Raw genomic sequence first — 23,787 nt, forward strand, 5'->3', positions numbered from 1 at the left:
CTATAATAATATTTATGTTAAGTAATATGTTTTATTTTGCATAAACAACAAAATGGTTGTACATTTAAAACAAAATTGTTGTTATGTCTGTAAAAATTAAAAACCCTCAACGTTTTAACACAAAAAAAAGCATTACTAATTCAAGGAATAAAGGCAAATCTAATCGTTTATGGAAATTAGAATCTGATAATAAAATTTATACTTGGAGTAATAAAATTGAACGTGTTAATGTAATTAGAAATGGGATTCCTTATCAATCTATTGAGGTTATTAGCGAACGTTTGAATACACCTATAAAATCCATATTAAAAATTGTAGGAGTTCCTCAAACTACATACAATAAAAAGAAAGTAGAACATTCTTTATTAGATAGTAGAGATAGTGAATTAATAATTCTAATATCTGAATTAATCGATTATGGAATTGAAGTATTCAACGAAGAAGTAGATAAGTTTCAAAGATGGTTATACAAACCAAATGTTTCTTTAGGAGGAGTTACTCCTGAGAGTTTATTAGACACTATAACTGGAATTAATGAAGTGAAATATAGTCTTAATCGACTAGAATATGGAAATCTCGCATAATGATCGTATATAGAATTGAAAGAGAAAAATATTTAGACGATACATTAAAAGGTATTGGAGCTTCTTTATCAAGTGGATTTAGATGGAATAGTTTAAATACAAGATTGGTTTACACAGCTGATAGTAGAGCATTATCTACTTTAGAAGTTTCAGTACATTTAGATCTTACAGAAGATTTACCTAATGATCGTTTTATTGTTGAAATTGAAATACCTGATGATATTTTAATCATGGAGGTTGATATTAATGATTTGCCTAATGATTGGGATTCAAAACCGGCAACAATTTCAACTCAAGTAATTGGAGATGATTTTGTTTTAGAAAATGAAGCTGCTATATTAAAAGTACCTAGTAGTATAATCACTCAAGAGCATAATTACTTAATTAATCCTCTACATCCTGAAATAAAAAGGATTAAGGTTATAAAAAAATACCCTTTTAAATTTGATCCTAGATTAACAAAAAATGAGTCTAAATAATTATTTAGACTCATTTTTTGTTAATCTATATTGTTCTATAATAAAATTTATGTTAAGTGAGTGATTCTATAATTAATTGTCTGATATTAATATTATATTAGTTTTTCACTTTAAAAAGACATTATTTTGAAAATTAGACTATATGTTAAAAAAAATATTATTACTTAATCTTGTATTAAGCTGTTCTGTTGTTTTTTCACAAGAAGAGACAACAAAGAATGGTTTACCAAAATCATCTATTAAATCATTAATTGATACATCAAATATTGAAAAATCAAATGTTATTGATTTACAAACATACATAGAAGATACTTATGTTAATTCTAGTAAATATTATAACAAGGGAGCTTTACCTATAATTAAAAAAGGGGAGTATTATGTTCTTTTAATTGATGAAAATGATAAAAAAATCATTAAAAAATCTTCAGATTTTAAAGATATAAGCCCTTCTAAAATAAAAGAATTTACATATGAGAAATCTGTTAAATCTGATTATTTAGGAGGTTATTTTGGGGCTGTTTTTGGAGTTATTTCTATTAAATTAAGAAAATAATTATAATAGAATTTACGTAAAGTAATATATAAAAATCTATACTTGATTCAGTATGGATTTTTTGTTCTATAATATATATTATGTTAAGTAGATGATTTTTATTTAATTGTTTATTATTCTAACTCCTATTTGAATTCTCATTTTTTATAATTAAGTTAGAAAACTTATTGACAACAAACTATTTATGAATAAAATTATACTCGCTTTTATGTGCTTGGGAAGTTATTCCTTTTCTCAAATTATAGATGTTAACCCTACAGCTATACCCGTGACATCTGCTTTAGATTTTTCTTATGATGCTTCAGGGAATCAAGTTAAACGAAGTTTTAGATCTCTTATTATAGTAGGGCCAAAAACAGAAGCCCAAGACGATTTTCTCGAACATATCCAATTATTTCCTATTCCTGTTCAAAATGAATTAACCATTAAATGGGATAATGAAATTTTAGGAAAAATATTTTCGATTGGTATTTATGATCATAATCAATTGAAATACTTCTATAAAGAGAATTTGAATAATAATGATAGTCAAGTTAGTGTTAATATGTCGACTTACAATTCTGGGCTTTACATTATTCAGTTTGTCTTATCTGATAGTAGAGTTTATTCAAAAACAATTATCAAAAAATAACACCTTACACTAATATGAAAAAAATATTCTACTTTTTTTTATTAGTAGGATTAAGTATTTGTACCTCTTCTATTACAAATGCTCAAACTATTAATTTTCAAGACACAAAAGGAGAAACAATGGTAGACGCCTCAGGTTCTGCTACTTATAAATTACCTATAGCGCTGCCTCCTGGAATTAAAAATGTCGCTCCTCAATTATCTATTACATATTCAAGTTCTTCAAATAATGGAATTGCTGGATATGGTTGGAATTTAACTGGGATTTCTTCAATTAACAGAACAGCAACACGCCTAGATTTAGATGGATATATAGATGCTGTAGATTTTGATTCTAATGATCAGTTTTTATTAGATGGTCAGCGACTTATAAATTTAGGTAATAACATATTTGGAACAGAGAATTTTTCAAATATGAAAATAATAGCTAATGGAAGTCCAGAAAACCCTGACTCATTTACTATTAACTTTCCTGATGGTTCTATTGCTTATTATGGTAATAATACAGATGCCAAAGGTATTTCTGAATATCAAATAACAAAATGGGTTGACTCTAATGGAAATTACGTAAAATATGAATATATTAAAGATGGAAACGTTATATATCCTTCTAAAATTATTTGGAGTGGAAATGACAATAAAGCTACTGGATATCAAAATTCTATAGATTTTTTTTATGACCCTAGAATTAGACCTGAATCAGGCTATTTATATGGAAATAAATTAACAACTAATAAAATTTTAAGTAGAATTACGGTAACAACAGGAAATTCTATCTTTAAAACATATCAATTTTCTCATATTAAAAATGAGTTAAATTATCAATTTGTTGAAAGAATTCAAGAATTAAATGGTGCTAATGAAGCTGCTAACCCTGTCATATTTAAATATAACTTTTCATCTACAGGATTTTCAGATAATTTTGATTACTATAAATCTAATGGAAGTTTCTATTTAGACAAAGTTGAGCATTCAGGTGATTTTGATGGAAATGGACAAATTGATTTTATTGTAAAAGAATCTGGATATAAAATGTTTCTTAATAAAATTGATAATAATGATAATTGGATATCTATTCCTGTTGGCGCAAGTATACCTCCAATAAATACATTATTTGATAATAAGTTGCTACAAAGACAGTCTTTAGTTTACAAAACAAATAATACTGATTATGGATCATATTCTAATCATAGTCTTCCTACAAACCATCAATTATATTTAAAACCTCAAGTTCTAAATACTTCTACTAATCAATTATCAGATAATTATACTAGAACTATTTCATACCCCTATCTTAATTATATTATTAATTCTGATGGATGTATGAACAGACCTCTAGATCAAATAGAAATGTATACGGGAACTCCAACTACAAGATTTATTACAGGAGATTTTAATGGGGATGGAATCTCTGATTATATACTATTGGGCCAATATTCAGTAGAAAATATTTATGTTGATCTTGATTGGAATAATGGCGGAGCTCTAAGGCCTGAACCAGGGTGTAATCCCCACTATTCAAAACATTCTATATCTCCTTATTACATTGATATGAATCCTCTTCTTTTAGACTCTGAAGCTTCATTTAGAGTGAATGGATCTGCCATGTTATATGAAGATGAGCAATTTATATTAGATTTTAATGGTGACGGAAAAGACGATATTATAAATATCAATGATTATGGATACTATAATGTTTATACATTTAAGAATTCACAAGAAATTGAAAAACTTGCTTCAGGTCATATTCCAGAATACAATAAAAAAGATGATCCTAAAAAACAATTAGTATGGGGAGATTATAATGGGGATGGAAAAACTGATTTTTTAGTTCCTGTTGCTAATAAAAGTTCTGATTGGATGATGTATGTAGCCAAAGGTAATGAATTTGAAAAAATATCATATACCAACTTTCACCCATATGAACCAGAATGGGGGCCTGGAGCTCCGTTTGATAGAAGAGTAAAGATTAGAAGTTATAGAGCTGTTGATTTAAATAATGATGGTAAAAGTGATTTACTAGAGAATGAATATGAATCTTACTGTGTAACTGTTGCTGTTGGAGATTGTGACAGAAATGCTAGAGGTCATTTTAGATTTAGAGCAAACATGGGAGTTGACAGCAATGGAAAAGTTGTTTTTGGAGCTGAAGAATATAAACAAATCTATTCTCAATATGGTTACAATGACGCTATACATTTATTAACAGGAAACTTTAATAATTCCAATAACATTATTTTCATTCAAGGTGACCAGATTTGGAAAGGAAACTTCAAAAAAGATATATCGCAAGATAAATTAATTACTTCTATAAAAGAAGCTGGGGAATCAATAGAAACTAATATACAATATGCTAATTTAAAGCCTAATTCCTCTAATAATGGTTTAGGATCTGTAGCTGGTGTATATTTTTCGACTAATTCTGAATCATTTCCTTTTACTGAAATAAAACAATTACCAGATGTTAAAGTTGTTTCAAGGTTATCAGTAACAATTAATAACAAACAAAAATATAGAGAGTTCAAATATTCTGATTTAACATCTCATTCAAAAGGATTAGGAATATTAGGATTTAAGCTTTTTGCTCAAACTGGTTGGATTGTTGATGGAATTAACGAATATACTCCTATTTGGCAGGTAGCTTCATTTGATCCTAAAAAAAGAAATGTAAACATTTCTAATTGGTCATTTTCTGGAAATACTAATTTAAATTTAATTACTAACCCTATAGATAATAACTTAATAAGTAAAAATATCTCAACTTATAGTTATAATATATTAACCAGTCAAAATTCAAACTCTCCTAGTAGATTTGCTTTATTATTAACAAAAGATGAAACTTATGATTTTGTATTAGGAACCAAAAAAACTACTGATAATTTTTATGATAATTATAAAAACATTAGTAACCAAACTATTACAGTCACAGGAAATGGAAGTTCTTTTATAGAAAGTATTACAAATACATATTCACATAATACAACTGGTACAGGTAATAATTTTTTTATCGGTCGTTTAATAAAGGAAGTTTCTAAAGTTGATGCTTATGGAGGTTCTTACACTACTCAAAAAGAGTATACTTATACAAATAATAACATTTCAAAAACAAAAGCAACTGTTCAAAATGATGGTGAACAAATAATTGATTATACATACGATACATTCGGAAATGTTATAAAAATTATAGATTATGGTAAAAAAATAAATTCTATAATAGAAAATCCTTCAGGAGGAATAGGGATTTCTTATCCTCCTCGAGAAATAAATAATACATACGATGCCAATGGACGCTTTGTTATCAAGAAAAAAGATACGGAAGGTTATGAAACCTTAATAGAATATAATTTATTAGGACAAGTTACTAAAGAAACAGATAAGTTTGGTGCTACAACTTCTACCGAATATGACAAATGGGGAAAATTATTAAAAGTTACTCTTTCTAATTCGAGTACGGCTCCTATTATCACTCAATATCAATATTTTCGTGACACTACAGGTTGGAATATTGTTTCTTTTAGCGATCAAACTAGAGCCTATAGTACTCAATATTTTGATGCCGTAGGAAATAATATTAAAAATACGATAAAAGGTTTTTCTAATGGTCAATATATTTCGAATTCTACCGAATATGATTTCTTAGGTCGTAAATTAAGAGAGAGTCAACCTTATTTTAGTTCTCCTTCTCAATGGAGAACTTATGAATATGATTATTTATTAAGGCCTACTAAAATCACAAATCACACAGGATTAGTTGTAACAAATTCTTATAATGGTCTAACTGTTACAACAGTAGAAGGTGCTCGTTCTAAAAAAATAACAAAAGATGCTATTGGTAATACTGCTCAATTAATTGACAATGGAACCGAAACTATTAAATACACTTATTTTCCTCACGGAGGAGTTAAAACGACAACTTATGGATCTCATGTTATCACAACGAACTATGATGTATGGGGAAGACGAACATCACTATTTGACCCTTCAGTAAGTTCTACTCCTTATACTTATTCATACACTATTTATGATGAAATTAAGGAAGAAAAAATGCCTGAAGGAACAACTACATATAAATATGATGGTACTGGTAAGATCTTAGAAAGAACAACCACAGGAAAATCAAATATTTCTGTAAATTACACGTATGATCCTTCTAAAAAAGGATTATTAGTCAAGGAATATGGGAATAATGAGAGTAACAGTTTTTCTAATGATATTTCGTACGACAATTATTTTAGAATTACTGGAAAAAACGAAGTAACTCCTAAATTCGTTTTTGGAAAACAATTTGTCTATGATGAGTTTGGGCGTATCATGAACTCTGAATCTTGGACAATGACTAATAATAAGCGTGTTCAAACTGTTATTTTAAATCATCAATATAATCAATACAATGGCGAATTAAATTTACTACTAGATATATCAAAAGGTGTTGGGAAAGTGGTTTGGAAAGCAAATGCCAAAAACGAAAGAGGTCAATTACTTAATTCTACTTTAGGTGAACTAATCTCTGTCGAAAACATCTACGATACTTATGGAAATATTACCAATATTCGTAATAAAAAGGGAAATGATTGGTTATATAATGTAGATTATCAATATCAAGTAGATCATGGTTTATTAACCAAACGTACTGATTCACATTTTGGATGGGAAGAGAATTTTACATACGATAATTTTGATCGCCTGTTAACATGGTCTTCTCCAAATGGTACAAATTCCAACACATATCTTTCTGATGGCCGAATCAATAAAAATAGTCAAGTAGGTGAATATTCATATTTGCCAAATGAAAAGTATAAAAAGAAAAGTCTTGGATTAAATGCTCAAGGGGGTACTTATTATTCTGCAAGAAAATTACAAGATATTACTTATGATGCTTTCAAACGTCCATTAAATATTTCAGAAGAAGGACGAGGACTTGCAGATTTTCAATATGGAATAAATGGAGCTAGATTCTATGCTAAAAAACAAGATTTATTAGCAAATAAGATAATTGAAAAATACTATTCACACGATGGTTCCATGGATATTTCCATTGATATAAATGGAAATGCTAAAATTATCAATTATATTTCCTCTCCATATGACACTCCATTCATTTATGTTACAGAATTAAATTCAGCTTTAACAACAACTAATGAAGGATTTTATTATTTAGCAAGAGATTTTCAAAGTTCGATTATGGCTATTTACGATACCAATGCTGCTGTTATTGAACGCCGTTTATTTGATCCATGGGGAAATATTGTAAAAGTACAAGATGCGGGGGGAAATGTAAAGGAAGGTGAAAACGCAAAACTCATTTTCTTAGATCACGGCTATACAGGTCACGAGCATTTTACTGAAGTAGGTATAATACATATGAATGGACGTATTTACGATCCTATTCTAAAACAATTTTTAAGCCCTGATAATTTTATTCAAGATCCTGATAATTCTCAAAATTATAATCGATATGGTTATGCATGGAACAATCCTCTTAAATATTGTGACCCATCGGGAGAAGAGTTAATTATTGCTGGATCAGCTACCATTGGAGCGATGGTCATTGGAGCAATAATTGGTGGAGCTGTTTATACTGGATTAGCTTTATATAATGGCTATTTTTCATGGGGAGGTCTCATAAAAAGTATGGGTGTAGGTGCTGCTAGTGGTGCAATAGCTTCTGGTATAGGAGAATTAACCGCTGTCTTAAAACCAGCAGCCGAAACTGCCTCTTTTTTTACTAAATCTGCTGCTTTTATGGGGAAAATGGCTGTAGAAAGTTCTATGCATGCCGTAAGCCAAGGGTTTATCGCAGGAATTACTGGAGGAAATATAGAACAAAGTCTTTTAAGTGGAGCTGTAAGTAGTGTTGTGAGTTCTATTGTCAATGTTAGTGGAGCTGAAATGTTAGGTAGCTCTGATGCTGCTATTATTTTATTTGGTACAGTTTCTGGGGGTGTTGCTGCTAGATTAACTGGTGGTAATTTTTGGGAAGGTGCTGCTGTAGGTTTAGTGGTAAGTGGATTAAATCACGCAATGCACAATGACAATGATATTTTTGAAAGTGAGGATAGTTCTGAAGGTCCAGGAAAAGGTAATGGTAAAAATGATAGAAAAGATGGTAAAGGAAATAAATTTAGAGGTGGTAAACAAAAGCAAAGAGATGGTGATCTAAGTAAATATCCAAAAGAATTTAAAGATTGGTATCATAAAAATGCAAAACATTATAAATTACCTGGACAACCGGACCCAAATTTAGATGAACCATATGGTGATTGGGTTGATTTAGGAAAGCCTAAAGCATACTCTGCACCTCAAGTTAATTCTAAAGTTATATTAGGGACTGCTGCAACGGTTGGGTCTGGATACATTTTAATAAAAGCTGTAGACTATATTGGAGGCAGAGTTTCTTTTTTAATGACTTTAGGTATTTCCTCTACTCTTATGACTATGCCTTACACTAATACAGCTCCTCAAAATAATTACAATTAAAAGATATTAATTTAAAAAAAATGAATTTCACTTGTACTATAACGGTTTTTGGAAAGAACTTTGACCCTAATCAATTCATAAATACAATACCAATAAAAATAGACAAAGTTGTATATAAAGGTCAACGAAGACATAACTTACCCAATTCTAAAATAATTAATTACTCTTTTGTGAGTTTCGAAATAAATAGTAAGAATTTTAGACAATCTAGTTTTAGTGAATATATTGAAGATTTAGTAATGTATTTAAAACAAAATGAAAAAATACTTATCCAAATTAATTCACTATCAGAAATAGAATATTATAATTTAGAATTATTTATAAAAAGTGATAATGAAAAAATAGAACGCTTTTACTTTTCAAATGATTTCATTAATATATGCTCTAATTTAAAAGTTTCAATAGAAACAGTTCTTATTTAAAATAGGGTATTATATCAGATATGTCGGTAGTTTGTAAAAAGCACATAAACAGCATTTTAACCATAAATAACCTTACTCAATGGTGGACTAATTTCTACTATTGGGTATTTTTAAGTTGTCTCAAAAATGGGGAAGATTACTCACTGGATATCCTCCTGAAATTTCCAGTTTAAGTTAAGCTACATATTTTAAAAATTTTAAATTATTATTAAACTCAAAAATAGTTTTATATCCTAAGGTTTTATATCTTCTATTTTTGTTATACCTGTGGGTACGTTGTATCAGCGTAGTCTAAATTAGTAAAAAACTAATATAGCCTTATGATTTTAAAAAGGACAAAATAAAATAAACAAAGCCTCTAATTGGAGGCTTTGTCGTACTCTATAATAACAATTATGTTTAGTAACACATTCTTCATTGTTCTGTGATAGCGTTCATTTTTTTCCTTGCATTTGTGGATGAAGCAGTTTTCCTCGCACATGTTCCATTTTTTGTGTATTTTTCAAATAATATTTTAATTTATTCGAAACATAACAAGATCCATTGTCTGACAATAATTTTGATTTTTGTTTTAATTTGAGCCTTTTCGATAGCTGTTTTCATGTTTCTTTTTACATCTTCAGTTTTCATCGAGCTGCACAATTCCCAATGAATTATATAGCGGATATAATTGTCCAAAACTGTCCCACCTTTTGCTGACGATTTACACTTATTCAATGTTTTTTTTATACTATTGTAATAAATTTATACCTTATCTACTACAAACAAAATTAATTAATGAAAAGAAGAGAATTCTTAAAAAAAAGTTTGACTATTTCAAGTTTATTTGCTTTATGTCCTACATTATTAACATCTTGTATTGAAGATGAATCATTTAGTTTATTAAAAAATAACAAATCTGTAGAAAAATCATTTATTTATACATTAGATTATGTAGAAAATTCATTTGATTATAACTCAATTTATGGAGAATTATTATCACAAAAAAAATCGAATAAAAATATAGTTAACTTCACTCTTTTGGGATTTATCATTAATGAAAATGATTTACCCAATTCTATTAAAAATAATAATAATTTTATTTTTTTATACAATCTTAAAAATAATAAGATTTATGTAAAAATGAAAAATTGTATTACAAAATCAGTTGAAGAAGCTGACATTAGCTTAATGAATATTAAAATGATAAAAGAATCATCAATTATAAAAGATTATGCATATATCTAATGGTTTGTTTTTTAATTCATCTATATGTATTGAATGTGGTATTTGTGAAGATGTTTGCCCTGTAAATGCTGTAAAACTAAAAAATTATATTTTTAATATAGATGGTCATATATATTCTGCAGGCTCATCCTTGGCCTTTCAAGCTGATAGATGTCTAGGAGAATTTTGTGCCAAATGTGTAGAAATTTGCCCAACAAGTGCTTTATATACAGAACTTCCATTTTATGGAGGAGATAGTGGAGGAAACAGCAACAACAATAATACAACTTTAAAAGAAAAAGCTAACTATATTCATAAAAAATATACTACCTCAAATTTCCGTAAGATTGTTGATGCATTAAATTTAGGGCAACAAATAAAAGAATTAAATGTTGAAGGTATTAAAACTTTAGTAAAACATGTTGGTGGTGAATTAGATGGGAAAGTTTTAAACTTTTTAAAAGAAGCTCCTTTACCAATTAAAGTAATTGGTGTTGGATCTACTATTGAAAATGTATATAAAACATATACTGTATTGTCTGATGGAGATATTACTAATTCTGATATTGTTCAACTCTTTAATGCTACAACTGATATAGCATCATATGTACCTGGACCAGTAGGTTTAATTGCACAAGGAATTAATTTTACTTTAGTTGTATATGAAGAATCTAAATAGTAAATCAATCTCTTCTAATTTAAATTTTAGAGCTTTATTTCCATTAATTTTTATCATTTTTAGTTCGTTTTTTATTGTTTTATTATTGAATAATAAAAGTGATTTTGAAAATCCTATTTATCTATATGTAGCAGTTATAACTCTTTTATTATTTATATTCTTTTCATTAAAGGAAATTTTTTCTTACTTTATTTCAATTACATTTAATGAAAAATCACTATATATTTTTAATAATTTTAAAAAATATAAAATATTAAGCTTTAAAGAAGAGTTTCAGTATACGAAATTTGGAATTAGTCCAAGATGCTTAATCATAAGAACTGAATCTAAAAATTTAAAAATAAATGAGTATTATATAAGTAATTATAATGAAATTAAGGATTATATAGTAACAAAAATTAAATAAGCTTGGATTTCTTTTGTCTTTATAATAATCAAATGTGACGTACCAACAGACTTAATAAAACCTATAACACGTTTTATGTTAAACAAGATACATAAGCTCTTGTAAAAGCTCTATAAAATATAAACTCCACGATCTAATTAGGTCGTGGAGTTTTTTAATATATATCATATATACTTTACATAATCTCTGTTATAAGTTTTTTATTAAAAATAGTAACCAATTCTTAAATGTAAGTTTACAGCAACATCACTTTCATTTTTGGAAAAACCTTCATTTTTATAAAATATATATTGATAACCTATACCTAAGCCAGCTTCATAATTAAAGTTAGAATCTCCTATATTTCTTTTTATACCCCAAGTAGGTATAAAACTAATATCACTAATTATATCTACGTTTTTATTAGATATAATAAACCAATCGGGATGATAATTAGTTTTTAGAGAAATAAAATTACCACCATTCTTAGAAATATTTTTACCATTAGCTTTTCTTTTTGCTAAATTATAATAATATCTAGGTTCTATAGTTAGAACAGGAGTTAATAAAAACCCTGTACCATCGTATAAATCACCTCCCCATATACCGCTATCTAGTCCTATTTCAGACTTTAAAGAAAAATTGTTAGATAATTTAAATTCATTGTTAATCCAAAAACCTAAGAATCCTGTTTGTGCAGAAAAGATAGATTTTTCTACAGAAGACTCTTGTGCATTTGTAAAAAGAGAAAATAATAAATAAGTTATTAATAAAGTTATTTTTTTCATATTATATATTAATTAAGTGTTTCTAGATCATCTGAGAATGAGTTTAATAACTTATTGAATGTTTTAAAAGCAAGTTTATTAATGTTTTTTGTATATACAGGACCACTTGAAGAATTAGACATTATAATACCTTTAACCTGCTTGTTATATATTAGTTTTCTTGTATTAAGGTCGTATACATTTATCCTACTTATGGATTGTTTTTGAGCGCTGTTATCTGATGAAGGAATAAGAGAATAATCAGCAAAATCATTTTTATTAATACTAATGTCTAATAATATTAAATAATCAAAATCATTACCATTTTTTATATCATTCAAAATATTTTCATCTAAATCAAATGATAATTTATAAGGTATAAGTGCTGATGATTCTAAAAAAAAAGAAATACGATTTCCAAACTTAGGAGATAATATACTTTTAGAATCATTTATAACTTCTGTATAAATATTAGATGGAATGGCTACTTCACAAAGCAACCATTTTCCATCTTTTGTATTTAATTTCAGATTATTTGTATTACTGTCTATAATATATGAGGGTACAGATATTGAAGGAACTAAAGCACAAGAACTGAATATTGTTAATAACAATAACAATAACAAATTAATAAATTTATTTATCTTCATTAAAAATGAATTTATTACCATACCATTTACCAGACTTTTTAACCATTCCATAAGCATTAATTCCTAAAATATCAGGGCTATTGAAATCACCTGACCAATCAATATTTAAAGGATTTGGTCCAGATCCTGTTCCAAAGTTATAAGTAAATTTTGGAGACATGATTCCCCAATCAAATACGTGCTCTATAGTTTTACAATCAGTACATGTATTTGAAAAATCATATAATTGAATCCATTTAGCTTTAGGTGTAGCTATTACAACACCAATTCTATTTAAATGTTTATTATTTAAAGAATTAAAAAGTGATTTTGTTTTGTCAAAAATAAAATTATAAAATATATTGCGGGCTTCTTCTTCATTTTTTACTATTTTATTATCAATAGCTATTTCCATTACAGCATCTAATTTCAATCTTTTTTCAAATGGGAGCTTAGGAGAGTAGTAGGCTCCAATATGAGATATTTGTCCATATCCATTGTCTCTAAATATTTGTTTTCCAGAAACTCTATATGGGTTATTTCCGCCAGCAGTTATATCATTGATAAAATATGTAACAATACCACTAAGCTTTTGTTCTCTAACTTTTGTAAAATCACTTGTGTGATCATATCCCCACGATAAACTATTGATTCCTAAAGCTAATTTCTCTGCTTTTTCATTAAACCAAATACCCGCTTTCTTTTGATTTTTAACTTTTATACCAATGATATAAGCTAGTTTTAAATCAACTTTATAGTATTTTATTTTTACTCTTTTTCTATTTTCATATTCATTTGTACAAACTTTACTTATCCCAAAAATATTACCTAATAAAGGGGATTTTAAGTTGCATTCTGCTAAATTTTTTGCTATAGTTTCTAGATTTTCAGGTGCATTACCAGTACTAGTTCCAGGATTTGAACCACCACTATAACCACCTCCACCTCCATCTCCACCTCCTTCAGATGGTTGAATACGGTAATTTATATAATGAGAAATACCGTCTTCTAACTGTACTAAACCTCCATCAGGATTGTAACTTAAAGGTTCTTCTATTTTTTGTATATTATATATATCATTTAATGAATGAACATTGTAAGCATCCATTATAACACTTAATTCAGCATATTTATCAGTTCTAGCAATAAATAACCCTTGATCAGTGTATTTGTAAATTTCATTAGATATTTGAATTTCAGAATTATTATTTAAAAAGGCAGCAAAAAGGTCGTCACCTATAACATCTTCCATATCATCGAAATGGTCTAGAATATCTTCATTGGTAAGAGAAGTAGATGTAATACTATTCAAAGAAGTTTCAGTAAATTCTTTTATAACATCAGGACTAGTGTATTCAGTAAAATAAGGAACTAAAGAATTAAAATCTTTAGAATATAATTTAGAATCTAATTCATTTGAGATTTGCTCTAAATTTTTAGAATCTAATTTTGAATAATAAGATTTGAAATCATCTTCAGATTTGAAATATAATCTTCCATTTACAATACTACCATTTTGAGTATTAGAATTTATAGAAGTTTCTTCAATTAAAGAACTAGTGACATCTTCATCACAAGATGAAATAGAAGTAATAGATAAGGCTATTAACAAGGTAGTTAAAATTTTTTCATTTTTAGTGTTTTAAAAAGTAATTATGACTAAAATAGATTATATTAATAATAATATTTATAAAAAAGTGTTAATTTTTTAACAGGAATTTAATAAATATTATAAAATAAAAGATTGATCAATTTTAAAAACCTACTTAACATAAGTATTATTATAGAACATAAAAATCCATACTTAATTTGGACATGCCCCAAAAAGTTAGACACTTTCAGGGGTATTTTTTATGGATAGAAAAGTAAAATATACATTAGACTTTAAAATAATTCATCAACTTTAATTAGATTAAACATGTTATCTAATTTGATAAACTCTTCAAACATAGCAGCATGTCCAGCTCCTACAATAATAACTATGTTTTTATCTTTATTATTAACTTGATTTTGAATATTTGCATACATAATTAAGTTTCTTTTATACCATAAAGAAACGAGATCCGAACTGTACGTTGTCAAAATAAATGAGACACTTCTAATCAAAAATTAAGATAGTGTTAGATTTATAAATTTATTATTTTTTCTTTAAAATACAACTGCCTTCTTTTTGCAATTGTTTTTTGTTTAATAATTGCTCTTTGTTCTAAAATTTTATCCGCTCTACCAAAATATACATCTGAAGGAGTAAGGTTATTTAAAGCCTCATGATATCTATGATTGTTATAATTTTCTACAAATTTATTTAAAGCTTCCTCTAGTTCATCAGGATGGTAATAGTGATCTAATTTTACTACGTTTTTCATTGTCCTGTGATACCTTTCGATCTTTCCTTGTGTTTGTGGATGAAGTGATTTTCCTCTGACATGCTTCATTTTTTGAGTATTTTTCAGGTAATCTTTTAGTTCACTTGACACATAACAAGGTCCATTATCAGATAATAATTTTGGTTTCTGTTTCGTTTTTAATTTTGCTTTTTCAATTGCAGTTTTTACAGTTCTTTTCACATCTTCTGCTTTCATCGAACTGCATAACTCCCAATGAATAATATATCGGCTGTAATCGTCTAAAATCGTGCTTAAATAATACCATCCCCATCCAATAATCTTAAAATATGTAAAATCTGTTTGCCACATTTGATGAACAAAATTGGTTTTGTCTTTGAATTCGTTCGCTGCTGAAATCAAAATATGATTGGGTGCTGAAATTAAATCTCTCTGCTTCAATATTCGATAAACACTCGATTCTGAAATGTAAATCCCAAGTTCATCTGTCATTTTAAAAGCTAATTCTCTTGCGGATAATTCAGGGTAATCTAATGCTAATTCTACAATTAAATCCTTTTGTGAATCAGGAATACTATTCCATTTTCGGTGAATTGAATGTCGTCTAGATTCTAATCCCTCAAAACCATTTTCTAGATATTTAGAATACCATTTATAAAAAGTACTTCGTGCAATTCCGAACTCCTTTAAAGTGCGTTTTACTCCAATTTCAGAGCGAGTTACAATCTGAATTATTTCGTGTTTTTCGCTTGCTGATAATCGCATATATTTCTTAAATCTAGTTTTTAATCCAACGAGTCTAAGGTTTTTTTTACGATATCATAACGTATAACTAAATCGGCTACAATCTCTTTTAAACGCAAGTTTTCTTTTCGTAAATCAGATACTTCATCACTTGTTGCTTCTCGAGTGATATCACCCGATAACCGCTTTTTACCAGCTTCTAAAAATTCTTTATTCCATTTGTAAAATTGTGATTGTGAAATAGCATATTTTCGACAAAGTTCTGAAACTGAAATTTCAGCACGTAAGGCTTCCATTACAATTAAAATCTTTTGTTCAGCTGTAAATATACGTCGTGTGTTGTGACGAATATCTTTTACAAATTTCTCTGGGGTTTTCTTTTTTGAAATTGCCATAATTAAAGTTAATGTTTTAATAAACACTAGCTTAATTTTTAGGTCTTAGATGTCCACTTTTTGCTGACGATTTACAATTAAATTATAGGGTATAACAAAGCCTCCAATTGGAGGCTTTGTTATACCCTATAATTTTTATTGTTTAGTTAAGGTAATTTTTCTTAAAGGAAGAAGAGTATTGTAATCTCTATAATTAGGGCATTGAGAACTCATATCATATATTAAATCAGAATTTCTATTGAAATATAAAGTAATAGAATTATTATTAAGTTTTTCTATATAAACCATACCAAAATCATTACATTCAGATTTATATACAAAATTTAACATATATGTATTCCTTTGAAAGGTAGAACCAATCATTACACCTGTATCAGTTAAATTATTGTTCATACTATTAAGTAGTACAGATCCATTAATTGAATTTTTAACTAATAGACGACCATATAATCTATCCCAAAATAAATCAGAGTTTCCATCATTTACTTTCTTTTCAAATTTAATTTCAAGGACTTTATTATCATAAGAACCTTTCCATATACCTATAAAAGGATTTAATTTATTATTTATATCTTTTATATAACTAACATTGTCAGGTATTCCTTCATTACCATTAATATATTGATATGCTTGATCTAAAGAAATAGTGTTTTGAGCATTTATACTTAAATTCATTAAGAAAAAAAGTATTAAAAAAAATAGTTTATTCATATTTAATATTTCTAAATTATATAATGATTGGGATTATGGACAATTGTCAGTTATTACTTTTTTGTTTGATCCTAATGACTTTTTCTGGCTTTTTCCATTTTTATCAACTTTTAATAATTGAACTCCTGTTACATTCATTTTTTCTGAAAGAAATCTTAAAAATTTAGTTTCATTGTTACCTTTTTCGTTATTCCAAAATTTTAAATATTCATTAGTCCAATAAGACGTATTGAATCCTGTTTTAATATCAGAACTTTTACCTGTAAATTTGAGAGTGTAGACTCCACTACTAGAAACCATAGTGACATATATATCACCATAAGAATTGTGACTTTGATTTAGAGCTAGTTTCATTAAAGCATTAACATCGGCAGGAGAAAACATTTTTATGGGTTGTCTAATTTCAGGATTTCCATTTACATCAAAATTACCTGTTTCATAAGAGTTTTGATGAGTATGGATTAATCCTTTTAAATCGGAATTGATATCAACAATTAAACCATCTGATATATTTGAAGATGCTGTCTGTGTAATACTAGTATAAGAGCCATTTTTATTTTGTGAAAAACCCGATTCGTGTTTTTTATTTAAAATAGAATTTTTATTTAACTCATCGATTTTAGCTTTATAATTAGGGTCACTAGTTTGCTTCTTTATGTCTTCACAAGGGTTAGAAGTTGAGCTATTTCCACCACCAGTTGGAGGTTCTATATATTCACAATCTTCATATACAGCGCAGCCACCGCCACCACCTTCTCCTCCTCCCCATCCTGGATAACCACCTCCCCCACCAGGATTAGGAGTTATAATTACGCCTTCAAACCAACATTCGAAATCAACTTCTAGATCACAATAATTACCACTTCTATTTTGTGTAGAAGATTTAAATTTTAAATCATAGGCATTTTGAAATGCTAATATATTTTTTTTATAAAACTCAGAATTATTATCAAATGTATAGAAGTATAAATTTGATTTATCTTGAGATAAATGACCTAAAATAAAACTATGAATCGTATTATTTTTTATTTTAGGAAATACAATCCATTTATCTCCATTTGAATTTTCCATAAGTTTAGAGAACATACTTGTCTCTACATAGACATCATTACTTTCAATGATTAAGTTTTGTTTTAGAGTTTTATTATACTTAACAGCATTAGAAGTATTCACTAAACCAGAAAGATTAGTTTTGTGGATTCTATCATACTTTTGTAATAGATAAGAGAATTTTATTGCATATTCAAAATCAATATTACTTGATTTATGAGATATATTTTCTACTTCATTAAATGTAAATAAGATTTTATTTTCTTTTTCGTTAACGATTTCATTTATTTCATCATCATTCGTACAACTCCCAATAAATAATAAGCAAGATAAAAATGTTAGGATGTAGTTAATAGAGTATTTGTTCATATAGTGTTTTTATTCATTAAAAATATCAAAAAGAAGTAATAAAAAAAACAACAATATTTAAATAATAAAACTCATCTATATAAGTAATTAAAATGGGATAATTTTCTAAAAAGGCTCAACAAACTAAATAATGTATATAAAAATATTAATTAAATTATACTGAAAATAAGATAATTAAATATCATGAAACCACTAATACTTAATAAAGTAGCAAGATTTGTATTTAATACTAACATAAGAGAGGTTAAAAATATTTATAAGGGAAAAGTTGAGGAGTCCATGCTAATTAATTTAGTAAGTGATGTAAATGAATTACAAAATAAATATGATAATTATTCACGTACTTATCTGAGTTTTATACTTAATTTAGATGAATAAAATTTATCAAATATTGTATAATCATATATATATTAATAACCTTACTAAACATAATTAATATTATAGCCTTTATTTTTATTCGTAAAACATTGGCTATTAACGAGTGCCGAATCTGATAAATCAAAACAAAAAAAGAGGTCCTTTACAGCCCTCTATTTACGTTGTTTTTGATTTATTTATTTCGGTCAGTTTTTATTTTAAAATCGTGTTAGAAAGAAATTTTGATACATAAATAAAGGCTATTCTTCTCTATTAATCATCTTTATAAAAGCTTCACTATCATTAGTATTTTTATTTTTCCATTTTTTGAAATCTTGCCATATGTTAACATCTTTTTCATTTAAAATCATACCTTTATCATAAAGCGTGTCAAAGAATTCTCTTTCTATTGTTTTCTTTGATTTAATATTTTCAAAGTACATAAAGAAGCTGAAACACAATAAAACCATCGAACCTAAAATAAGAATAGTACTATTTTTTATTATTCTCTTCTCTTTCTCTTTTTGTTTCTTTTCAAACTCCTTTTCTTTTCTTTCTTCCTCAATTATATTCCTTTGTAGTTCAATCAAAGATTCATATTTTTTTAATTCTTTTTTAAAATTCAAATCATTTACTTCTAATTTTGAATTCTTGATTTTATTAATTTTATCTTCTAAAATTTCATTCCCTTTATCAAATAAGTTTTGAGTTCTTTCAATAGCTTCATCTCTTTTTTTATCACTTATTTTTATGTTCTTTTGAGCTTCTTCCATTTTTAATAGAAATAACTCCATTACTTGTTTTTCTGTTAATCTTGCCATTATCTTTTCGTTCTATAACTTCTATTCTCAACTCTTTCAACTTCTCTTATCTCTTGTTTTTCAGTTTTAATTTGTTCTTTTCTTTCTTCTTCTTTTTGAACCAATTTCGCATTGTTTTCGATAGGAATTTGAAAAGTTATATTTTCAAAATGCACTCCTTTCTCTGCCATTGTTTTAATAGAACAATTTTTATGAATCTCTGAAGCTTTAAAATCAAGATCACTTTGTTTATCTTTGATTCTGAATCCTTGTAATTTTCCCCCTTTATTAATTGTTGGCTTAACTATAAATCCCTTATCATACATCTGCTGTATATATTCATCAAACCGTCTATTTCTAGAATTTAAAACGCTCTGGTTATGTGCTTTATATATATTAGATTTAATTTCTTTTATAATTGATTTATCAAAATCAACCTCCATTTTTCGCTCCTTTCTAACATCTTTAGCCGAAGTCAATCCATACTCTTTCGCTATAGATTCAGCCGAGTGTTGAGCCTTGAACCCTATATAGCTATCATTTAAAGCCTTACCTTTATCATTGATTCTATTAGCTATAATATGTATATGTGTTGCCTTTGTGTTCTGATGAACATAAGCTATATATTGATTGTCTTTTAGTCCTAAATTCTCAAGGTGCTTTTCAGCGAATTCTCTAAGTATTTTAGGAGAGTGTTTTGCATCATTTGACGGACTTAAAACAATAGAAAATGTGTTCTTCTTACAAAGGTTATTCATCTTTTGAACCTCTCTCATTTCTGCTAAAAGTTCAGTTCCTTTTTCTCCAATCAAGTCATTTCTGCATAATTCATAAGAGTTTTTCTCTTCTTTCATAATGTAGTTAATAGATTGAGCACTTCCTAAAATTGATGATGCTTTACTTATCATTTTTTCTAAATGTTTGGATTACCTCTTTTAATTCTTTTTTCAGATCATCTATCTCTTCTATCATTTTTTGATAGTCTCCTTTTTTTAACAAATTCGAGATTGCAGAAAAGTTATTATGATATTTTTTTAAGTCTTTCAAAATCTCTTTTTCTTCATCTGAAAGCACAGGTGTTAATTCTTGATTTAATCCCAATCTTCTTAAATATTCAGAGGTTGTTAATCCTCTTTCTCTAGCCTTTGATTTTATCAATTTCGCCTCAAAATCATCTACTCTTATTTCTATTTTTTTAGTTTTTTCCATCTACATTTTTTCTTTTAAAATTCATTTTAAAACCTATCGACCATCGGGAGATAGCGAGGGGGTGTGAAGGCATGATTTTTAAGCGATTTAGCTTAAAATGTCATGACAAACACACATCTTGACCTTCTGTACATAACATTTTTTTTCAAATCTAAATAATTTCAGTGAAAAATATAAAAAAATCGGATAAAATGATTATTCATTCTATCCGATCACGCTCCCAAAATTAAGAGGTTATTATACTTAATTTTTGCAAAGATATTTAAAGCTGCACATTAATTTGATTTGCAATTAATGTTGCAGAATTTTGGATATAAAATTCTTGATTTTCCTCTAACAAGAATTGTCTTAAAATCATTTCAAGAGCAAATGCTTCGTAATATTTGAGCGAAATATTGAAATTTTTGGTGTTTTTACGCTCCGTAATAGCTTTTTTCTCGAATTTGATACACAACTCTTCGCAAATGGATAAAAGTGCCTTTAAAGCGAAATTTGAAGGTTCAAACTTAACTTCATAATTCATTAGAATAAAAACAATGGCATTAATATTCGATTTATTAAGGTTTATTTTGATTTTCACGACGTTTTGCATTAATTCCGTAAAACTACACCTAAAAATAATAAAAACTCTTTAAAACGCCTTAAAAAGCATTTTAAAATAAATTCCGCCCGCCCCTCGGTGCGACCTGCGGTCAGCTTGATTTTTTCTTTTTGTTTTGTTTTTTCCTTTGACTTCTTTCTAACACGATTTTAAAATAACTTTTTAAAACGTTCGATTTTTCAATGAAAAATCAACGCTTAAAAGACTAAAAAAACACGATGTTTTTGTATTAAATAAACATAGCTTATCTAACATAACTTATCGGCTTTCGATAAAAAATAGATATCAAGCTGGTTATCATAATAGTTGTAAGGATTTAAAAAAACCGAACTACTACTTATTGAATACTTAACTACTACTTATTGAATACTAGATAAACATCTAACTACTACTTATTGAATACTTACTACTACTTTAAGTTTTGAAAGTAGTAATTAATTCTTATATTTGATTTTTAAAACCTAAGTATAATCAATTCATGAATATAGAAATAATCCAATCATATATTTTAACTACAGCGAAATATGACTTTAGTGTATATGAAAAACGTATTTTGTATAGAATAATTGAACTAAATCAAAATTTAATTGAAGGTAAAACGCTAGATAATAGATACTCACTAAATAAAGGTCAGTTAGAATCACTAATCTACACAATACCTATATCTGCATTCTTGAATGGAGAAGATGATAAAAACCACAAAAGAATAAAGTCTGCTTTTGAAAGCCTACAAAAGAAAATCATCTCATATGATGATAAAGAAAATAAAATATGGCACTCTGCTGGGATTGTTTTTAATGTGAAGATGGATTATAATAGAGCTGAAAAAATAACTTTTCAAGTAGCTGATTTTATTTATCAAGCCTTAATGGATTTTTCAAAAGGATTTAAAAAGTACGAATTAAAGACGGCAATGCAATTTGAGAGTATTTATACTATGAGGTTTTATGAAATATTATCTAATCAAAAAACTCCTATAAATTACACTATTGTTAACCTGAAACAAATGTTTAATTTAGAAGGTAAATATGATAGACCAACTAATTTTATTCAAAAGGTAATTGCACCAGCTAAAAAAGAATTAGACAAATGCAGTCCTTATACCTTTCATTTCGAAACAATAAAAACAGGTCGTAAAATTACAGGTGTACGTTTTATTCCAATCCATCAACCTCAATTTGAAGATGAAGCTTTAAAGAAACAAAAAGCTATGAGTCAAATGTCTAATCGTTGGTATATCCCTAAAAATATTGAAGATTATCTGAAATATAATTATGAGTTCACAGATAAAGAATTAAAGAACAATATTGGACTTTTTGAAACCTTATACAATCAATTACACGAAGAAGAATTATTAGATTTTTTAGTAGAATTAAAAAAATTGACTTCTTGGGTATATAATCCTAAAGCTTACATTATAGGTGCTTTAAAAAAGAAAGCTGAACAACTATTTGAAGAAAAGCATTTCCAAGGAAACAAATAAACATTTGTGACATTTTCTCGACAACTTTTGACAACTTTTGACAAACTAAAACAATGAACCAATACGACTTAAAAGACCTAGCTAACGAACTAAACATAAGTGAACGAACAGCTAGAAGATATATTGATGAACTAATAAACGAAACTCAAAGCATCAAAGCAAACAAGTACAAATTCTCATCTATTATTTTTAATTCTATTGTAAAATCTAGACAAATAAATGACACAGATTTGACAGAAAATGACAACATAATCACTGAGTATTTTACAGAAGATGAATATATAGAGTTCCAAAAAAGATTAACGGAATACCCCTTAATTAAGGAACAATTAGAATATGTAAAAGAACTGATGGAAAAGAACAGACAAGATTATCAAACCCAATTAAGTTTAATGAAAACTATTATCAATTCTATTGAACAACGCAATTTTATAGAAGCCAAAGAAAAAGGATTAGATCAATAATGAAAAGAAAGCTAATAGATTTAGATGCAGAAACCGAACGTAGGTTATCAATCCTTGCTGGTTCTAATGGAATGAGTTTAAAAAAGTATATAGAATATATACTTTTCATTCATGGAAACGAGCATACAATTAAGATTGAAAAGGAGGAAAAGAAGAAAAAGGAAAAAGTCCAAAATCAACTTTCAATTTTAGACGAAATTGACCGAAACAAATAAATCAAAAACAACGTAAATAGAGGACTCCATAAGGGCTCTTTTTTTGTTTGTGTTTATTCAAAACGGCACTGCTTAAAAACCAATATTTTTCAATAAAAAATAAAGGCTATAATAATATTTATGTTAAGTAATATGTTTTATTTTGCATAAACAACAAAATGGTTGTACATTTAAAACAAAATTGTTGTTATGTCTGTAAAAATTAAAAACCCTCAACGTTTTAACACAAAAAA

The 23,787-nt window shown here is 27.3% G+C and carries 23 protein-coding genes; 12 read left to right on the forward strand and 11 right to left on the reverse strand.

The window, feature by feature from the left end:
- Positions 1-83: 83 nt before the first annotated feature.
- From parS to IM532_RS13055, 8 genes are all read left to right on the forward strand, one after another.
- Complete coding sequence (gene parS, locus IM532_RS13020; protein ID WP_194183935.1) at positions 84-584, forward strand: type II RES/Xre toxin-antitoxin system antitoxin; 501 nt, start codon at positions 84-86, stop codon at positions 582-584.
- A complete protein-coding gene (locus tag IM532_RS13025; protein ID WP_194183936.1) occupies positions 584-1,063 on the forward strand; it encodes an RES family NAD+ phosphorylase in 480 nt (159 codons plus the stop codon). Before parS ends, IM532_RS13025 begins: the two co-directional genes overlap by 1 nt.
- 142 nt (positions 1,064-1,205) lie before the next feature.
- Positions 1,206-1,616 carry a hypothetical protein gene (locus IM532_RS13030; RefSeq protein WP_194183937.1) on the forward strand — a complete coding sequence of 137 codons (411 nt, stop codon included), beginning with the start codon at positions 1,206-1,208 and terminating at the stop codon, positions 1,614-1,616.
- 208 nt (positions 1,617-1,824) lie between these two features.
- Positions 1,825-2,247: a T9SS type A sorting domain-containing protein gene (locus IM532_RS13035; RefSeq protein WP_194183938.1), complete on the forward strand. Its 423-nt coding sequence runs from the start codon at positions 1,825-1,827 to the stop codon at positions 2,245-2,247.
- 14 nt (positions 2,248-2,261) lie between these two features.
- Positions 2,262-8,723, forward strand: coding sequence for an RHS repeat-associated core domain-containing protein (locus IM532_RS13040; RefSeq protein ID WP_194183939.1), 6,462 nt, complete (start codon positions 2,262-2,264; stop codon positions 8,721-8,723).
- 20 nt (positions 8,724-8,743) lie between these two features.
- Complete coding sequence (locus tag IM532_RS13045; protein WP_194183940.1) at positions 8,744-9,145, forward strand: DUF4279 domain-containing protein; 402 nt, start codon at positions 8,744-8,746, stop codon at positions 9,143-9,145.
- A 777-nt stretch (positions 9,146-9,922) separates the two neighbouring features.
- Entirely contained in the window at positions 9,923-10,372 is a 450-nt protein-coding gene (locus tag IM532_RS13050) for a hypothetical protein (protein WP_194183941.1), read from the forward strand.
- The gene (locus IM532_RS13055; RefSeq protein ID WP_194183942.1) at positions 10,359-11,030 is read left to right on the forward strand and encodes a 4Fe-4S binding protein; all 672 of its coding nucleotides are present in this window, start codon (positions 10,359-10,361) and stop codon (positions 11,028-11,030) included. Before IM532_RS13050 ends, IM532_RS13055 begins: the two co-directional genes overlap by 14 nt.
- A gap of 609 nt (positions 11,031-11,639) precedes the next feature.
- Here the strand turns inward: IM532_RS13055 and IM532_RS13060 are convergent.
- From IM532_RS13060 to IM532_RS13090, 7 genes are all read right to left on the reverse strand, one after another.
- A complete protein-coding gene (locus IM532_RS13060; RefSeq protein ID WP_194183943.1) occupies positions 11,640-12,203 on the reverse strand; it encodes a hypothetical protein in 564 nt (187 codons plus the stop codon).
- A gap of 8 nt (positions 12,204-12,211) precedes the next feature.
- Complete coding sequence (locus tag IM532_RS13065; RefSeq protein ID WP_194183944.1) at positions 12,212-12,832, reverse strand: hypothetical protein; 621 nt, start codon at positions 12,830-12,832, stop codon at positions 12,212-12,214.
- Positions 12,819-14,423, reverse strand: coding sequence for a hypothetical protein (locus tag IM532_RS13070; RefSeq protein WP_194183945.1), 1,605 nt, complete (start codon positions 14,421-14,423; stop codon positions 12,819-12,821). The genes IM532_RS13065 and IM532_RS13070 overlap by 14 nt, the downstream gene beginning before the upstream one ends.
- 272 nt (positions 14,424-14,695) lie before the next feature.
- Positions 14,696-14,917, reverse strand: a complete 222-nt coding sequence (locus IM532_RS13075) for a DUF5694 domain-containing protein (protein WP_317173020.1) — start codon at positions 14,915-14,917, stop codon at positions 14,696-14,698.
- A gap of 20 nt (positions 14,918-14,937) precedes the next feature.
- Positions 14,938-16,295 (reverse strand): IS3 family transposase gene (locus IM532_RS13080; protein WP_394368354.1). Its coding sequence is split into 2 segments (ribosomal slippage): positions 14,938-15,957 and positions 15,960-16,295, totalling 1,356 coding nucleotides; the frame shifts between segments, so codons are not numbered across the junction.
- Positions 16,296-16,430: 135 nt separating this feature from the next.
- Complete coding sequence (locus IM532_RS13085) at positions 16,431-17,006, reverse strand: DUF6705 family protein (RefSeq protein WP_317173021.1); 576 nt, start codon at positions 17,004-17,006, stop codon at positions 16,431-16,433.
- 33 nt (positions 17,007-17,039) lie between these two features.
- Complete coding sequence (locus IM532_RS13090) at positions 17,040-18,425, reverse strand: hypothetical protein (protein ID WP_194183948.1); 1,386 nt, start codon at positions 18,423-18,425, stop codon at positions 17,040-17,042.
- Between the two features lie 183 nt (positions 18,426-18,608).
- Between IM532_RS13090 and IM532_RS13095 the strand changes: the two genes are divergently transcribed.
- The gene (locus IM532_RS13095) at positions 18,609-18,803 is read left to right on the forward strand and encodes a hypothetical protein (RefSeq protein WP_194183949.1); all 195 of its coding nucleotides are present in this window, start codon (positions 18,609-18,611) and stop codon (positions 18,801-18,803) included.
- Positions 18,804-19,042: 239 nt separating this feature from the next.
- Here IM532_RS13095 and IM532_RS13100 read toward each other — a convergent pair whose 3' ends face one another.
- The 4 genes from IM532_RS13100 to IM532_RS13115 all read right to left on the reverse strand — a co-directional run bounded on the left by IM532_RS13100 (position 19,043) and on the right by IM532_RS13115 (position 21,371).
- Positions 19,043-19,555 (reverse strand): hypothetical protein, encoded by a 513-nt coding sequence (locus tag IM532_RS13100; protein ID WP_194183950.1) that lies wholly within the window; start codon positions 19,553-19,555, stop codon positions 19,043-19,045.
- Between the two features lie 47 nt (positions 19,556-19,602).
- A complete protein-coding gene (locus tag IM532_RS13105) occupies positions 19,603-20,490 on the reverse strand; it encodes a relaxase/mobilization nuclease domain-containing protein (RefSeq protein WP_194183951.1) in 888 nt (295 codons plus the stop codon).
- Positions 20,480-20,791 (reverse strand): plasmid mobilization protein, encoded by a 312-nt coding sequence (locus tag IM532_RS13110; protein ID WP_194183952.1) that lies wholly within the window; start codon positions 20,789-20,791, stop codon positions 20,480-20,482. Before IM532_RS13110 ends, IM532_RS13105 begins: the two co-directional genes overlap by 11 nt.
- A gap of 262 nt (positions 20,792-21,053) precedes the next feature.
- Positions 21,054-21,371 carry a hypothetical protein gene (locus IM532_RS13115; RefSeq protein ID WP_194183953.1) on the reverse strand — a complete coding sequence of 106 codons (318 nt, stop codon included), beginning with the start codon at positions 21,369-21,371 and terminating at the stop codon, positions 21,054-21,056.
- A gap of 499 nt (positions 21,372-21,870) precedes the next feature.
- On the opposite strand from IM532_RS13115, the gene IM532_RS13120 reads away from it, so the two are divergent.
- Genes IM532_RS13120 through IM532_RS13130 form a run of 3 tightly spaced genes read left to right on the forward strand, consistent with a single transcriptional unit; the run spans position 21,871 to position 23,554 of the window.
- Positions 21,871-22,875 carry a replication initiation protein gene (locus tag IM532_RS13120; RefSeq protein ID WP_194183954.1) on the forward strand — a complete coding sequence of 335 codons (1,005 nt, stop codon included), beginning with the start codon at positions 21,871-21,873 and terminating at the stop codon, positions 22,873-22,875.
- Positions 22,876-22,928: 53 nt separating this feature from the next.
- Positions 22,929-23,339, forward strand: coding sequence for an HTH domain-containing protein (locus IM532_RS13125; RefSeq protein ID WP_194183955.1), 411 nt, complete (start codon positions 22,929-22,931; stop codon positions 23,337-23,339).
- On the forward strand, positions 23,339-23,554 hold the full coding sequence (locus IM532_RS13130) for a hypothetical protein (RefSeq protein ID WP_194183956.1): 216 nt from the start codon (positions 23,339-23,341) through the stop codon (positions 23,552-23,554). The genes IM532_RS13125 and IM532_RS13130 overlap by 1 nt, the downstream gene beginning before the upstream one ends.
- The last annotated feature ends 233 nt before the right edge of the window (positions 23,555-23,787 follow it).

The organism is Faecalibacter rhinopitheci (genome assembly GCF_015234135.1).
Classification (GTDB): Bacteria; Bacteroidota; Bacteroidia; order Flavobacteriales; family Weeksellaceae; genus Empedobacter; species Empedobacter rhinopitheci.

Excerpts from the sequence above, each read along its gene's own strand:
- IM532_RS13095 (WP_194183949.1), top strand. The coding sequence starts at position 18,609 with ATGAAACCACTAATACTTAATAAAGTAGCAAGATTTGTATTTAATACT.
- IM532_RS13125 (WP_194183955.1), top strand. The coding sequence starts at position 22,929 with ATGAACCAATACGACTTAAAAGACCTAGCTAACGAACTAAACATAAGT.
- IM532_RS13040 (WP_194183939.1), top strand. The coding sequence starts at position 2,262 with ATGAAAAAAATATTCTACTTTTTTTTATTAGTAGGATTAAGTATTTGT.
- IM532_RS13045 (WP_194183940.1), top strand. The coding sequence starts at position 8,744 with ATGAATTTCACTTGTACTATAACGGTTTTTGGAAAGAACTTTGACCCT.
- IM532_RS13090 (WP_194183948.1), bottom strand. The coding sequence starts at position 18,425 with ATGAACAAATACTCTATTAACTACATCCTAACATTTTTATCTTGCTTA.
- parS (WP_194183935.1), top strand. The coding sequence starts at position 84 with ATGTCTGTAAAAATTAAAAACCCTCAACGTTTTAACACAAAAAAAAGC.
- IM532_RS13130 (WP_194183956.1), top strand. The coding sequence starts at position 23,339 with ATGAAAAGAAAGCTAATAGATTTAGATGCAGAAACCGAACGTAGGTTA.
- IM532_RS13025 (WP_194183936.1), top strand. The coding sequence starts at position 584 with ATGATCGTATATAGAATTGAAAGAGAAAAATATTTAGACGATACATTA.
- IM532_RS13105 (WP_194183951.1), bottom strand. The coding sequence starts at position 20,490 with ATGATAAGTAAAGCATCATCAATTTTAGGAAGTGCTCAATCTATTAAC.
- IM532_RS13085 (WP_317173021.1), bottom strand. The coding sequence starts at position 17,006 with ATGAATAAACTATTTTTTTTAATACTTTTTTTCTTAATGAATTTAAGT.
- IM532_RS13035 (WP_194183938.1), top strand. The coding sequence starts at position 1,825 with ATGTGCTTGGGAAGTTATTCCTTTTCTCAAATTATAGATGTTAACCCT.
- IM532_RS13120 (WP_194183954.1), top strand. The coding sequence starts at position 21,871 with ATGAATATAGAAATAATCCAATCATATATTTTAACTACAGCGAAATAT.
- IM532_RS13030 (WP_194183937.1), top strand. The coding sequence starts at position 1,206 with ATGTTAAAAAAAATATTATTACTTAATCTTGTATTAAGCTGTTCTGTT.
- IM532_RS13065 (WP_194183944.1), bottom strand. The coding sequence starts at position 12,832 with ATGAAGATAAATAAATTTATTAATTTGTTATTGTTATTGTTATTAACA.
- IM532_RS13060 (WP_194183943.1), bottom strand. The coding sequence starts at position 12,203 with ATGAAAAAAATAACTTTATTAATAACTTATTTATTATTTTCTCTTTTT.
- IM532_RS13055 (WP_194183942.1), top strand. The coding sequence starts at position 10,359 with ATGCATATATCTAATGGTTTGTTTTTTAATTCATCTATATGTATTGAA.
- IM532_RS13110 (WP_194183952.1), bottom strand. The coding sequence starts at position 20,791 with ATGGAAAAAACTAAAAAAATAGAAATAAGAGTAGATGATTTTGAGGCG.
- IM532_RS13100 (WP_194183950.1), bottom strand. The coding sequence starts at position 19,555 with ATGGAAGAAGCTCAAAAGAACATAAAAATAAGTGATAAAAAAAGAGAT.
- IM532_RS13050 (WP_194183941.1), top strand. The coding sequence starts at position 9,923 with ATGAAAAGAAGAGAATTCTTAAAAAAAAGTTTGACTATTTCAAGTTTA.